Origin of the sequence: Collinsella sp. AM24-1 (assembly GCF_003470325.1) — a bacterium.
In the GTDB taxonomy this organism is placed as follows: domain Bacteria; phylum Actinomycetota; class Coriobacteriia; order Coriobacteriales; family Coriobacteriaceae; genus Collinsella.
In genome coordinates this window covers 20628-33499 of the sequence record NZ_QRHM01000012.1, presented here as the reverse complement: position 1 = coordinate 33499, position 12872 = coordinate 20628, and the positions used below count along the sequence as shown (strand labels likewise).

Sequence of the window (12872 nt, the reverse complement as noted above, 5' to 3'; positions counted from 1 at the left end):
TGTAGTGGTTCGAACACTTGTTCTATACGTACACATGTTCTATAGTATGGGTGATTGTATCGGATCTAAATTGCAACTAGAATATAGTTGCAGAATGTGAGGCGGGATGACTCGAGCCGATAAACTCATCGCCCAACTGTTTAGCTGCCCTTCGACGTATCGGTATGCCGATTTTTTAAAAGTCATGGCCTCATATGGCTTTGAAATGGACAGCAAAGGCAAGACATCCGGATCGCGCATTCGCTTCTACAGGCCCTCAGATGGCAGGATGTTCGTGATGCACGCGCCTCATCCATCTGACGAATTGACAGCGGGGACAATTCGAAACATCGTTCGATTTCTGCAGGATGTCGGAGGCAGTCATGAGTAACGTTTTGGCATACAAGGGCTATTTCGCCCCAGTCGAGTTCGATGCCGAGCAGCATGTACTAACAGGTATGGTCGCCGGCATTAGGGACGCAATTGTATTTGAAGGCTCCACGGCTGAAGAAGTGGAGCAATGCTTCCACGACGCCGTCGACGATTACCTTGAGTTTTGTGCCGAAAAGGGCAAGGAACCAGAGCGGGCTTTTAAGGGCTCGTTCAATGTGAGAACAGGCTCCGAGCTTCACAAGCAGGCAGCACTGGCGGCGGCAAAGAAGGGCGAGTCACTCAATAAGTTTGTGACCGAAGCAATCGCCGCGGCGTTATAGCGTTAACGCATGGGCCAAAACCACCACAAAGGGGACAGGCACCTTTGTGGTGGTTTCGACATTTGCCCAGATAAAACCTGCCAAAATAAACCTGTCCCTTTTTGGTAGGTTTGGGAGAGGAAGCCGGGATGGACAAGGCTGAGTTGCGGCGGGCGGTGATTGCTCGGCGCGATGCTCTTGATTTGGACTTGCGGGCGGCGAAGTCTGCTGATATCTGTGCGCGGCTGGTTGAGCTGCTAGGCCGCTTGGATGCCGCGGCGCCGCACACCGTTGCCGCTATGCCGCGATGGGTTCCGAAGTCGACCCAGCCGCGTTTGCCGCGGCTGCCGCCAAACGCGGCTGGCGCGTGGCCTATCCGTGCATGCTCTCGGCAACAGACGCCGCAGCTTGTGGCCAGCGCATGTGCATGCGGGCAGTCGCGGCTGGAGACGCGGCCGCGGCCCCGTTTATCGCCCACCCCACGCGTACCTTTGCGGCCACGGACATCGACAGCGTCCGCTTCCCCATTGTGCCTGCCGAGGCTCTCAACATGATCGTCGTGCCGCTCGTAGCCTTCGACCACGCCGGCGCGCGCCTGGGCTACGGCGGCGGCTGCTACGACCGCTACCTGACCATGCTCTCGCCCGCATGCCAAATCGTCGGTATCGCCTTTGACGAGCAGCGTGTCGATCACGTTCCCACCGATGTCCACGACCTGCCGCTACCCCACATCATCAGCGCCTAACGGCTGGCGCACCTCCCGACAGGCCTAGTGCTCTTCGCCGGCGCGGGCCAGGTCGTAGGGTGTGGTCTGGTAGACGTAGTAGTTGAGCCAATTGGTGTAGAACAGCTGAGCCTGGCTGCGCCAGACGTTACGCGGCTCGGCGGTGGGGTCGTCGTTCGGGAAGTAATGCGCCGGCACCTGAGGGTTGAGACCGCGCTTCACGTCGCGCTCGTACTCCAGGCGCAGCGTGTCGGTATCGTACTCGGGGTGACCAAATACAAAGAAGCGACGGCTGTCGGTCGACTTGACGATGTACAGGCCCACCTCGTCGGATACGGCCACGACCTCGAGCTGCGGCTCGGCCTCCACGTCCTCGCGGCGCACATCGGTGTTGCGCGAATGCACGGCATAGAAGCGGTCGTCGAAGCCGCGGACCAGCGGGCTTTGCGGCTTCACCAGATAATGCTCGAACACGCCACTTGCCTTTGCCGGCAGGTCGTACTTCTGGATACCGTAATGATGGTACAGCCCGGCCTGTGCGCCCCAACAAATGTGCAGCGTAGAGTGTACGTGCGTGGTAGACCAATCCATGATCTGGCAGAGCTCGGGCCAGTAGTCGACCTCCTCGAACGGCATCTGCTCCACCGGCGCGCCCGTGATGATCAGGCCGTCGTAGTGGATGTCGCGGATGTCGTCGAACGTGCGGTAAAACGTCTCCAGGTGGCCGGCGCTCACGTGCGTGGCCTCGTGCGTCTTGGTGCGCAGCAGGTCCACCTCCACCTGCAGCGGCGTGTTGGAGAGCTTGCGCATGATTTGCGTCTCGGTGGCGATTTTGGTGGGCATGAGGTTGAGGATGAGCACGCGCAGCGGACGGATGTCCTGGTGCAGCGCGCGGTACTCGGTCATGACAAAGATGTTCTCGCTCTCGAGCTGCGCGGCGGCAGGGAGGGCGTCGGGAATGCGAATGGGCATGGATGCTCCTTACGAGTCAGTTGCAGCTATGGTACAACGACTGGCCCCATCCGCGCGAGCGCATCGCCCAGCGATGCCGTCAGCGGCCCAAATCACTCCAAAAGTAGAGATTAAGGCATGTCCCAAAAATCTACGGCGCTTTAGCCTAGCAAAGTGACAGCAGGAAGCTACAATGGTTCGACGCGAAAAACTCGGCCGAAAGGATACGTATATGTACCAGACGCGTAAGATCGGTGTGGTCGGCCAGGGCCACGTAGGAGCACATGTCGCCAACAGCCTGCTTATGCAGGGCATTGCCGATGAGCTGTACCTGTGCGATATCAACGAGGCCAAGGTGACGTCCGAGGTCCAGGACCTGCGCGACTCCCTTTCGTTTGTCCCGTACAACACCAAGATCGTCAACTGCTACGACCACTACGAGGAGCTTGCCTGCTGCGACGTCATCGTCAACGCCGCCGGCAAGGTCGCGCTGGCCGCCGGCAACCGCGACGGCGAGCTGTTCTTTACCACCGACGCCGCCCGCACCTTTGCCAAGCGCATCGTCGACGCCGGCTTCGACGGCATCTTCGTGAGCATCTCCAACCCCTGCGACGTCGTGTGTACCGAGCTGTGGCACCTAACCGGCTACGATCCCAAGAAGATCATCGGCTCGGGCTGCGGTCTGGATTCCGCCCGCCTGCGCACCGAGATCTCCAAGAAGGTCGGCGTGAGCCCCAAGTCTATCGACGCCTACATGATCGGCGAGCATGGCTTTAGCCAGCTTGCAGCCTTTAAGGCCGCGACCATCGCCGGCAAGAGCCTTAACGAACTTCAGGCCGAGAACCCCGACAAGTACGCCTTCGACCACATGGAGGTCGAGGAGCTCGCGCGTAAGGGCGGCTATGTGACCTACCAGGGCAAGCAGTGCACCGAGTACGCCGTCGCCAACTCCGCTGCGCGCGTCTGCGCTGCTGTGCTTCACAACGAGCACGCCGTGCTTTCCGCCTCCACGCTCATGACCGGCCAGTATGGCGAGGAGGGCATCTTCACCTCCCTGCCGTGCGTGATCGGCGCCGAGGGCGTCGAGGAGGTCTACACGCTCGACCTGTCCGAGTACGAGCTTGAGGGCTTCCACAAGAGCTGCCAGCACATCCGCGACAATATCGCCCAGCTCGACTGGTGGGACGCCGAGGCATACGACGCGAAGTAGGCCGCCGGCTGCCGCAACCTTGCGAATCTAAGCGTGATACTAAGCGGGCCGCGCCGGAAATCCCCGGCGCGGCCCGCTTTTTGGCTCACGCAATGCCCTTGCGAATCGAAGGTGAATGCTTTTCCCGTTACCTAGTACTGTTCGATGCCCATGTAGCGACGGACCTCGGGGCTGTGGTCAAACACCTTGCCGCGGGCGGCGCGCAGCTCGCAGCTCATCGCATAGAAGAAGATCGGCTCCAGGAACGAACGCACGCTGGCGGGCACCTCGCCCACGCCGTACTCGAGCGCATCGAGCACCATGACCGTATCGGTGTGCGCGTTGAGGAACGCGAGCGCGCGCTCCTCCATGGGACGGCACTCGCCCGCGCCAAGCTGCACAAAGTAGAACACGCCGGGCTCGGTAGCTTCGAACGGACCGTGGAAGTACTCGCCGGAGTGGATGTAGCAGCAGTGCTGCCACTGCATCTCCATGAGCGAGCAGATGGCCATGGCGTAGGTCTGGCTAAAGTTGGGGCCGGATCCCAGAATATAGAAGAACTTGTGCTGCTGGCAGAGCTCGGCAAAGCGATCGCCCAGCTCGGCGTTGACCTTCTCGCGGGCAGCGGGCAGCAGCGCATCCATCTGCTTAAGGCCGGCGTACATGTCGGCGAGCGCCTCGTAACCCCCCTGCTGGTCGAGCAGCTCGGCAGCCATCAGGGCGCCGATGCCCTGCGGTACCTCGGCCTGCGGCACGCCTTCGCCCCATGGATAGACCCAGGTGGTCCACTTGCCGCTGTCGATCTTTGAGCCCTCGCAGTCGGTGAGGGCAACGACCTCGGCGCCGGCGGCCAGCGCCATCTCGCAACCGTCGACGACCTCCTGCGTGTTGCCGCTGTGGCTGCAAGCGACGACGAGCGACTTCGGCCCTAGGCTCTTGGGGGCCATCAGGCAAAACTCGCGCGCCGTGTAGACCGTCGAGGTAAACGTGGTGGCTTCGCGCTTGAGCAGCTCGTTGGCCGGCATCAAGTCGATCATCGAACCGCCGCAGGCGATCCAAAAGACGTTCTCAATCTTGCCCTTGCGCTCGATAATTTCCTGAATCAGATCGTGTGCGTTCATGGTGATGCCCCTCCTTGTGTGGCGGTTTGAACGACGGAAGCTCGTACCTGCAGTCGTTCTATGTTGTCCTATATATAGCACGCACGATGACGCCTGTGAAGTCATTTCACCAAATTTGTTCTATATTGTTCTATCTATGGACGTTAGATGTCGAACACGTAGCGCGAGCCCACGATCTTTTGGCGCCCGAGCAGCAAGGGCCGCTCGTCCTCATCGGTAAAGTACGCCTCCATATAGAAGAGCGGCTCGCCGACCGGCACCTCCAGAAGCGAGGCCGCCTGAGCATCGGCAAGCGCAATCTCCACGGTGCAGGGGTCAGACTTGAGCGGCGCACGGCCCGAATGCTCGGCAACGAGCGCAAAGATGGAATTGTCCGTGAGGTCCTTGTCGGCAAGCGTCTGCAGATAGGGATGGTCGGCCAGCACAAAGGCGTTGTTCTCGAGCATGACGGGCACGCCGTCTGCCGTGCGCACGCGCTCGACAACGATGAGCTCGCAGCCGGGTTCCACCCCAAAAAACGCCGCGTCCTCGCGCGTCGCCGCAACCACCGTGCGCGACACCAGGCGTGCTCCGGCCACCATGTCGTTGGCAGCGCAACCCTCAGAAAAGCTCTGAACGTCACCCTTCTGGACAATCTTGCGCTTGAGTTTGGGCGCGCACACAAACGTGCCCCTCCCCTGCTGGCGGTTGAGATACCCCGCGCGCGACAGCTCCTCGATGGCGCGGCGCACGGTGACGCGCCCCACGCCATAAGACTTCGCGAGCTCCATCTCGGAAGGAATGCGCGAGCCGGATGCGTACACGCCACGCGCGATCTCGCCCTTCAGGTCGTCCATAACCTGCTGGTACAGCGGAACAGCGGACACCTCAGTGCGCTCGGTTTTATCGTCGGATGCCATCGTTATGCTCCATTCCGTGCATGCTCGGACTCGAACTCTTCAATCGCCGCCATAAACTGCTCACCAAAGGCGTCGGCCTTTTTCTCGCCGATGCCGTTGACCTGGATAAGCTCGTCGCGCGTCTGCGGACGTAGGCGGCACAGGCCGCGCAGGGCCTTGTCGGAGAAGACCATGTACGGCGCCATCTCCAGCTCGGTCGAGATCTCCTTGCGCAAGGCGCGCAGGCGCTCGAACAGCTCGGCATCGTCACCCACGCGCGGGCGCTGATCCAGCTCGGCCTCCTCGCGCAGCAGATCCACCGCACGGCGGGCGCGGGCCGAGGCCTTGCGCTTGGACGCGCGACGTTTAACGGTAAAGGTGAACGCCTCGTCCTCGACCTCGCCGGCGCGCGGACCCAGCCCCACGACCGGGTACTGCCCCTGCGAGGTAGCCAGATAACCGCGGCCGCACAGCTGGCCGATGATGTCCTTGATGCGCCCGACCGATTCGCTCGACAGCTCACCGTAGCCGCGGTCCTCGTCCAGATGCATCTGGCGAATGCGCTCGGTGTTGCCGCCATGAAGCACGTCGGCGATGAGCGACTTGCCAAAGCGCATGGGTCGCGTGGCCACATAGCGCACGGCGGCGCGGGCCATATCGGTGACGTCCTCGACCTCGAACTGCGTGAGGCAGTTGCTGCAGTTGCCGCAGCCCTCGGCCTCGTCCGTGGCGGTGGCGCCCGCATCAACCGCAGCCGCATGCTCGTCCGCCGCCTCGTCGCCAAAGTAGCGCAGCATGTATTCGCGCAGGCAGCCGGTGGTATTGCAGTAGCCCTCCATCTGGCTGAGCAGACGATATCGATTCTGGAGCGCCCACGCGCGCTGCTCGTCGTCGAGCGCCTCGTCGGCAGCATCGCCGCGGTCGATCAGAAAGCGGCGCATACGAAAATCGTTGCCGTTCCACAGCAAATGGCAGCTGGCCGGGTCGCCATCGCGGCCAGCGCGGCCCGCCTCCTGGTAGTAGGCCTCGATGCTCTCGGGCACGTTGTTGTGGATCACGTAGCGCACGTTGGGCTTGTCGATGCCCATGCCGAAGGCGTTGGTGGCAACCATCACCTGGATATCGTCATCGATAAAGGCGCGCTGGCTTTGGCGGCGGGCGTCGTTACCCATGCCGGCATGGTAGCGGCCAACGCGAATGCCGCTGGGGCCCAGCGCCTCGGCAAGCTCGCCTGCCAGCGCATCGACTGTCTTGCGGGTCGAGCAATACACGATGCCGCTCTCGCCCGAATGCGCGATCACATAGTCGCGCACCCACGCTGCCTTGGCTTTGTCGCCCATCTCCTCGCAGCCAAAGTAGAGGTTCTTGCGATCGAAGCCCGTCACCACCGTCGCGGGGTTTTGCAGACCGAGCATCTGCTGAATGTCCGCGCGCACACGCTCGGTCGCCGTAGCGGTAAAGGCCGCCACGATGGGGCGCTGCGGCAGGGAATCAACGAACTCGCGAATCTGCAGGTAAGCGGGGCGGAAATCCTGGCCCCATTGGCTTACGCAGTGGGCCTCGTCAATGGCCACGAGCGGCACGCCAATGCCGCCGTCCGCCGCGGCCTCCTGCGCAAAGGCTAAAAAGCGCGGCTCGAGCAGACGCTCGGGTGCCACGTACATAAGCTGGTAGCGGCCTTCGCGCGCCCGCTTGAGCACAGTGTTTTGCTGGGCCGGAGTAAGGCTGGAGTTGAGATAGCTGGGTCGCGCACCTGCCGCGAGCAACGCACGGGTCTGGTCCTCCATAAGCGACAGCAGTGGACTCACCACAAAGGTGATGCCGGGCAGCATGAGCGCGGGCACCTGGTAGCAAATGGACTTGCCGGCGCCCGTGGGCATAACGCCCAGCGCATCGCGACCGGCAAGGACCGCATCGACCATGCGGTCCTGTCCCGGGCGAAACGAGGTGTAGCCAAAATAAGCGCCGAGCGTGTCGAGCGCCATCTGCTGCATGCTATCGGTCATGGTTTCCTAACGTCCAAGTCATCTGCCGCCGATTATACGCCGCCACGCGGACCGGCGTCGCGCGGCTGCCGGCCACGGGCGATGCAATCCGAAGGGAACGAGCGTGGGATTTTTGGACACTTTCCGGATGGGCGTGGATAATCTCCCACTTTGAGCCCGTCACCAAGCCAAAAACGGGAGATTATCCACGCTCATTCTGCGGGTAGTCGATGTTTTGGCAGTGTCAGCGAAAGCCCGCCAGAGCGAGCAAGGTGCCTTGAAACGAGGCGGCATTGACCTTCTGGTCATGCCGCCGAAGTTGAAAGGCAGATTGCCGCTCTGGCGGGCTTGTAGCGTCGAGCCGTTACGCGGTTTGGTAAAACCGCGTAACTTACATGACCATGACGTAACGCGATCCCACGTAGTACTGCTTACCCATCAGAACCGGCTCGCCATTGGGACCGGTAAAGCTGGCACGCAGGTTGAGCAGCGGATCGTGCGGAGCAATGCCCAACTCGGCCGCCTGCTCGGTATTGGCACGAACGGCCTCGACCGTACGGTAGCCAACCGAGACAATCGGGATTCCGCCAACACGCTCGACCTCGGCAAAAATCGACTTGTCCTCAAGATCGGCCGTCAACAGCTCGCGGTAGGCATCGAACGGCACAAAGATGTTCTCCTCAAAGATGGGCTCGCCGTCGGCCGTACGCACGCGCTTGATATGCAGCAGCAGCGCATCCTTCTGCAGGCCAAAGAACTCCATCTCGTTTTGGCGCGCCGGCACAATCTGGCGATCGATCACGTGCGCACCGGCCTTCATGCCGTTGCCGGCACACAGCGCGGTAAACGTCTGCAGCGTCGAGGCGTGAAACTGGCGATTGATGTGCGGCGTGGAAACAAAGGTGCCACGGCCCTGCTGCTTAACCAGGTAGCCATCAGAGCACAGCTCCTCGACGGCGCGGCGCACCGTAATTCGGCTCACCTCGTACTGCTCGGCCAGCTCAAGCTCGGACGGAATACGCTCCTTGGGCGCATAAACACCTTTCTCGATCGCATCCTTGATTTCGTCGTAAATCTGCTGGTAAAGCGGTGCATTTTTGGGCGCAGGCATATCTAATCACTCTTATCGAAATATCGAAATAACTAATACGTATATAACGTCTAGTTTCATGTTACCTCATATTGATAAAACGATACACCCTCCCTACCAAAAAGCGACAGCTTCATTTTGGTAGGTTTTATCTGGGCAAACGAGAGCCCCTCGAAAGCAACGAGGCTTTCGAGGGGCTCATTCGGATGGACTACGCTTGGCCGGCAAAATGCCAAAACCCTACCTGCCGTCGTCCTGCTGCAGGCTGTCCTGCTCGCAGAGGCGCGCCTGCCTGCTGGCCATACGCGCGGGCTTGTCGGGATCGGGAACGGCCGTGGGCATGGGCTCGTCGACATGACCACCCCACCAGCCGCCCACAAAGTTGAGCGTGTGGAATACGTTGATCACGGCGTCTGGATCAACGTCGCACACCAGCTTGATGATGTCCTGGCTCTCGTAGGTCGAGACAACGGCGTGCAGCAGGTACATCTTTTCGCGGCTGTATCCGCCGATGACCTCGGCGCAGCTAATGCCGTGCTGAAAATGGTCAACATAGGCGGTCATGACCTCGTCCGCCTTGCGCGTCGTAATCTGCAGCGTCACGCGGTCGTAGCGACGATAGAAACTGTCGATGGTCTTGGTCGAAATAAACTGGAACACGATGGAATACGCCGCCTTGTCCCAGCCAAACATAAAGCCAAAGATCGCCAGGATAAAGCAGTTGAAACCAAAGATGACGCCCCAGATGGTCTTGCCCGTGTGGTTGGAGACCCACAGCGCGATAAAGTCGGTGCCGCCGGTGGATGCGCCGGACTTGAGCGCGATGGCAGCGCCCAGACCCGAGACCACGCCGCCAAAAATGATGAGCATGATCTTGTCGCCCAAAAACGGGGCAAAGTGAAAGATGTTGAGGAACAACGATGAGAGCACAACCTGCATCATCGAGAAGATGACGAAGCGCTTGCTAATGCCGCTCCAGCATAGGAGCGCCACGGGGATGTTGAGCGCAAGCATACCGAGCGAGATGTCGATGTGAACGCCGCCAAACGAGGTAACGCGATCGAGCAGGACCGCGACGCCGGTGAGACCACTCGGAAGCAGGTCGGCGGGCCGAATGAACGCCTGGATCAGGAATGTCTGGAGAACGGCGGAAATGGTGACCGCCACGGCAGTAATGGCACGGCGAACGATGGTGAGGCGGCCGAGCACGAGCACGCGGTCCGTGAGCTGATCGATGGCGTTCGCCACGTAGGCTCCTTTCGAAGGCAGATCTAGTTGTGAGGCGTGCCCGCGATTGTAGCATGGAGCGTGCGGGGGCGCTTCAATTCACCCTCTCTCGACAACCATCAGAAGGACCGTGAGGCCGCTCAAAAGAAAAACGCCGTGAAGAGAGCGGTCCCTTCACGGCGAATTCGGCGTTTGCCCAGATAAAACCTGCCAAAATAAACCTGTCCCTAAATGGCAGGTAGGATGTCGGTCAGGTTGTCGATGACGACGTCGGCGGCGGACTGGTCCAGGTTGACGCCTTCGTGCGGGCGCAGCGCCAGGACGCGGGCGCCGGAGCGCTTGCCGGCCTCGATACCCAAAGGCGAGTCCTCGATAACCAGGCACTCGGCAGGCTCCACCCCCAGCGCCTCCATGGCACGCAGGTAGATCTCGGGGTCGGGCTTAAACGCACTGCACTCGTGACCGCTGATGGTGTAGTCCAGCACGTCGGCGATACCGGCGATCTCCACCAGCTCGTCGATCAGCTCGCGATAGGACGAGCTCGCGATGGCGCACTTCACGCCGCGCTCGTGCAGCTCACGCATCACCGGCTCCGTCTGCTCGTTGAGCAGCTCGGCATACGGAACGGGGTGGTCCGGGCTGTAGACCTGCTTGTACTCCACGCGCAAGCGCTCGCGCAGCTCAACATCGTCGGGCACCAGCGCCTCCCAAATGGCGGGCTCGTTAGACCCCGAAAGATCGGGAATCTCGTCAAAGTGGAACCCCTTCTCTTCCATAAACGCCACGCGGCGACGGTTGTAGAACCACTCGGTATCGACCAGCACGCCGTCCATATCAAACAGCACTGCCTTGATCATACGCATCTCCTCCCCACCTGCCAAAAAGGGACAGGTTTATTTTGGTTGGTTTTATCTGGGGTTTTATGGGGCGACGAACACGCCCTCCCCAGAGCAAAAAAGGGGACGGGGCGCAAACCCCATCCCCTCTCAATCAACCCGTAAGGTCTACTTACTTGTGATTAGTAGGAAAGCTTCCACATGTAGCGACGCATGGTCAGCGGGTGCTGACGGGCCTCGGCGATCTGGTTGCCGTACTCACGCATAACGGCGAGGTGCAGCAGCGGGTTGAAGTAGGTGATGACGCTCGCGGGCACGGCGTCAGCCAGGCCGTAGTCCTTGGAGTCGATCAGAGCGACCTTGGCGCCCATGCGCTCAAGGAAGGTGAGGGCGCGGGCGTCCATCGGACGGGTGGCGCCATCGGACATGAAGAAGACGTAGGGCTTACCCTCGGTGGAAACCTCGAACGGGCCGTGGAAGTACTCGCCGGTGTTGTAGGCGGCGGCGTCGATCCACTGCATCTCGGTAAACAGGAAGGCGGCGTGAGAATAAGCCATCTTCTCGGAGGCACCGGAAGCCATGAAGTAGATCATCTTGTCGTCCTTGAAGTCCTCGGCGAACTTCTTGGCGAGCTTCTTGCAGTGCTGAGCGGCGTTCTCGCAGAGATCGAAGATGTTGGTGAGGCCGGTGATCATGTCCTCGTAGTGGTCATAGCCCTCGGTCTGCTGGAGGATCTCGAGAGCAAGAGCGATGGCATAGCCGGGCTTCTCGCACTTGGCAGCATAGTTGGCGTGGAAGCCGTGAACGATGACGTGGTCGGCGTCGACGGTCAGAGCGGAGCCGGCCTTGTTGGTGAGGGAGACGACCGGGCAGTTGTGCTTCTTGGCGGTCTTGTTGGCCTCGACGGTCTCGGGCGTGGAGCCACCGAGGGAGCAGGTGATCACGAAGGTGTGCTCGTTGACCCAGGAAGGCGTGTCGTAGTTGAACTCGTTAGCGGTGAAGATCTGAACGTTCAGCTTGTCCGTGTTGTTGGCCAGGAAGTACTTGGCGGGGTAAAGGTCGGACATGGAAGCGCCGCAGCCGACGAAGGCGACGCTGTGGATCTCGTGGTTGGACAGGACGTCAGCGACGATCTGCTTAGGGAGGTTAAGGTCGATCTCGTACATCTGACACATTCCTTTCGATTTTTGCGGCGCCACTTTGCCGGACGCACGCAGGGTTACCGTAATTTGGACCGAGTCGCCGGCCCGTTGAGGATGCGACAAAGGAACTGTCCCTTTGACACATTTGGGGATGGAAGCCTGCCTGGGGTATGGGATGCCAGGCAGGCCCCCGGGGGAAAGCGGTTAGGCGCTTGGTCGCGACTAGGCCAGGATGCCGGCCGCGGAGAGGGCGATGCCGCCCACGATGGCGATCACGAGAAGCCAACCGGTGTTGACGTTCTTCTTGATGAGCCAGTACATAAGGCCGGTGAGGCCGAGGGAGATCATCTGGGGCATCATGCCGTCCAGGATGTCCTGGATAACGACGGTACCCTCAGCGAACTGCAGCGGGGTGGTGGCGCCGATCAGCGTGGCGATCATGCCGCCCACGGACATAAGACCCACGATGCCGCAGACATACATGAGCTTCTCCATGAGGTCGCCGCCCTGAAGCTTGCTCAGGTACTCGTGGCCGCCCTGATAGCCCATCTTGGCTGCGAACCAAGTGATCAGCACAGAGGGGACGATGGAGATGAGCATGGCCAGGATCGGGCCCATGATGGAGCCCTGCTGAGCCAGCTGCACGCCCAGGCCAAAGGCGATAACGCGGATGGTGCCCTGGAAGAAGGAGTCACCGATGCCGGAAAGCGGACCCATGAGGGAGGTCTTGACCGCGTTGATCGAATCGGGGTCGAAGTTCTCGGGATCCTTGGCGTACTCCTCCTCCATGGAGGCGGCGAGGCCCAGGATGAAAGCGCTCGTCTGCGGGGTGCAGTTGTAGAACGCCATGTGACGGTGGTAAGCCTCTTTCTTAGCAGCGAGCTGCTTGGGGTCGGACTCATCCGGATAGAGGCGATCGAGCGTGGGAACCATGCCGTAGAGGAAGCCCATGTTCATCTGACGTTCGTAGTTCCAAGAGGCCTGGATGGCCCAGGAGCGCCAGAAGAACTGGCTGACCTTCTTGTTCAGGGACACGTCCTTGGTTGCGGTTGCCATAG

General features: G+C 60.8%; 12 protein-coding genes and 1 pseudogene. 4 read left to right on the top strand and 9 right to left on the bottom strand.

The window, feature by feature from the left end; genetic code table 11:
- Positions 1 to 106: 106 nt before the first annotated feature.
- The 3 genes and pseudogenes from DW661_RS10505 to DW661_RS06060 all read left to right on the top strand — a co-directional run.
- Positions 107 to 370, top strand: a complete 264-nt coding sequence (locus DW661_RS10505) for a type II toxin-antitoxin system HicA family toxin (protein WP_117629026.1) — start codon at positions 107 to 109, stop codon at positions 368 to 370.
- Positions 363 to 692, top strand: coding sequence for a type II toxin-antitoxin system HicB family antitoxin (locus DW661_RS06065; protein ID WP_022094981.1), 330 nt, complete (start codon positions 363 to 365; stop codon positions 690 to 692). Before DW661_RS10505 ends, DW661_RS06065 begins: the two co-directional genes overlap by 8 nt.
- A gap of 283 nt (positions 693 to 975) precedes the next feature.
- Positions 976 to 1416, top strand: a pseudogene (locus DW661_RS06060) (5-formyltetrahydrofolate cyclo-ligase); the annotation flags it as partial.
- Between the two features lie 24 nt (positions 1417 to 1440).
- Here DW661_RS06060 and metA read toward each other — a convergent pair.
- Positions 1441 to 2367, bottom strand: coding sequence for a homoserine O-succinyltransferase (metA, locus tag DW661_RS06055; protein ID WP_117583845.1), 927 nt, complete (start codon positions 2365 to 2367; stop codon positions 1441 to 1443).
- 211 nt (positions 2368 to 2578) lie between these two features.
- Between metA and DW661_RS06050 the strand changes: the two genes are divergently transcribed.
- Complete coding sequence (locus tag DW661_RS06050) at positions 2579 to 3556, top strand: L-lactate dehydrogenase (RefSeq protein WP_118066164.1); 978 nt, start codon at positions 2579 to 2581, stop codon at positions 3554 to 3556.
- Between the two features lie 131 nt (positions 3557 to 3687).
- On the opposite strand, the gene DW661_RS06045 is transcribed toward DW661_RS06050, so the two are convergent.
- The 8 genes from DW661_RS06045 to DW661_RS06010 all read right to left on the bottom strand — a co-directional run bounded on the left by DW661_RS06045 (position 3688) and on the right by DW661_RS06010 (position 12870).
- A complete protein-coding gene (locus DW661_RS06045; RefSeq protein WP_118935009.1) occupies positions 3688 to 4656 on the bottom strand; it encodes an SIS domain-containing protein in 969 nt (322 codons plus the stop codon).
- Positions 4657 to 4799: 143 nt separating this feature from the next.
- The gene (locus DW661_RS06040; RefSeq protein WP_118935007.1) at positions 4800 to 5555 is read right to left on the bottom strand and encodes a GntR family transcriptional regulator; all 756 of its coding nucleotides are present in this window, start codon (positions 5553 to 5555) and stop codon (positions 4800 to 4802) included.
- A gap of 2 nt (positions 5556 to 5557) precedes the next feature.
- Positions 5558 to 7540, bottom strand: coding sequence for an ATP-dependent DNA helicase RecQ (locus tag DW661_RS06035; RefSeq protein WP_118935005.1), 1983 nt, complete (start codon positions 7538 to 7540; stop codon positions 5558 to 5560).
- A 370-nt stretch (positions 7541 to 7910) separates the two neighbouring features.
- On the bottom strand, positions 7911 to 8630 hold the full coding sequence (locus DW661_RS06030; protein ID WP_118935003.1) for a GntR family transcriptional regulator: 720 nt from the start codon (positions 8628 to 8630) through the stop codon (positions 7911 to 7913).
- Positions 8631 to 8849: 219 nt separating this feature from the next.
- Entirely contained in the window at positions 8850 to 9857 is a 1008-nt protein-coding gene (locus DW661_RS06025; RefSeq protein WP_118935001.1) for a YitT family protein, read from the bottom strand.
- Positions 9858 to 10063: 206 nt separating this feature from the next.
- Entirely contained in the window at positions 10064 to 10693 is a 630-nt protein-coding gene (locus DW661_RS06020; RefSeq protein ID WP_158568420.1) for an HAD family phosphatase, read from the bottom strand.
- Positions 10694 to 10854: 161 nt separating this feature from the next.
- On the bottom strand, positions 10855 to 11838 hold the full coding sequence (locus tag DW661_RS06015) for an SIS domain-containing protein (protein WP_226790479.1): 984 nt from the start codon (positions 11836 to 11838) through the stop codon (positions 10855 to 10857).
- A 198-nt stretch (positions 11839 to 12036) separates the two neighbouring features.
- Positions 12037 to 12870: a PTS system mannose/fructose/sorbose family transporter subunit IID gene (locus tag DW661_RS06010; RefSeq protein ID WP_117848824.1), complete on the bottom strand. Its 834-nt coding sequence runs from the start codon at positions 12868 to 12870 to the stop codon at positions 12037 to 12039.
- Positions 12871 to 12872: the final 2 nt, after the last annotated feature.

Excerpts from the sequence above, each read along its gene's own strand:
- DW661_RS10505 (WP_117629026.1), top strand. The coding sequence starts at position 107 with ATGACTCGAGCCGATAAACTCATCGCCCAACTGTTTAGCTGCCCTTCG.
- DW661_RS06065 (WP_022094981.1), top strand. The coding sequence starts at position 363 with ATGAGTAACGTTTTGGCATACAAGGGCTATTTCGCCCCAGTCGAGTTC.
- metA (WP_117583845.1), bottom strand. The coding sequence starts at position 2,367 with ATGCCCATTCGCATTCCCGACGCCCTCCCTGCCGCCGCGCAGCTCGAG.
- DW661_RS06050 (WP_118066164.1), top strand. The coding sequence starts at position 2,579 with ATGTACCAGACGCGTAAGATCGGTGTGGTCGGCCAGGGCCACGTAGGA.
- DW661_RS06045 (WP_118935009.1), bottom strand. The coding sequence starts at position 4,656 with ATGAACGCACACGATCTGATTCAGGAAATTATCGAGCGCAAGGGCAAG.
- DW661_RS06040 (WP_118935007.1), bottom strand. The coding sequence starts at position 5,555 with ATGGCATCCGACGATAAAACCGAGCGCACTGAGGTGTCCGCTGTTCCG.
- DW661_RS06035 (WP_118935005.1), bottom strand. The coding sequence starts at position 7,540 with ATGACCGATAGCATGCAGCAGATGGCGCTCGACACGCTCGGCGCTTAT.
- DW661_RS06030 (WP_118935003.1), bottom strand. The coding sequence starts at position 8,630 with ATGCCTGCGCCCAAAAATGCACCGCTTTACCAGCAGATTTACGACGAA.
- DW661_RS06020 (WP_158568420.1), bottom strand. The coding sequence starts at position 10,693 with ATGATCAAGGCAGTGCTGTTTGATATGGACGGCGTGCTGGTCGATACC.
- DW661_RS06015 (WP_226790479.1), bottom strand. The coding sequence starts at position 11,838 with ATGTACGAGATCGACCTTAACCTCCCTAAGCAGATCGTCGCTGACGTC.
- DW661_RS06010 (WP_117848824.1), bottom strand. The coding sequence starts at position 12,870 with ATGGCAACCGCAACCAAGGACGTGTCCCTGAACAAGAAGGTCAGCCAG.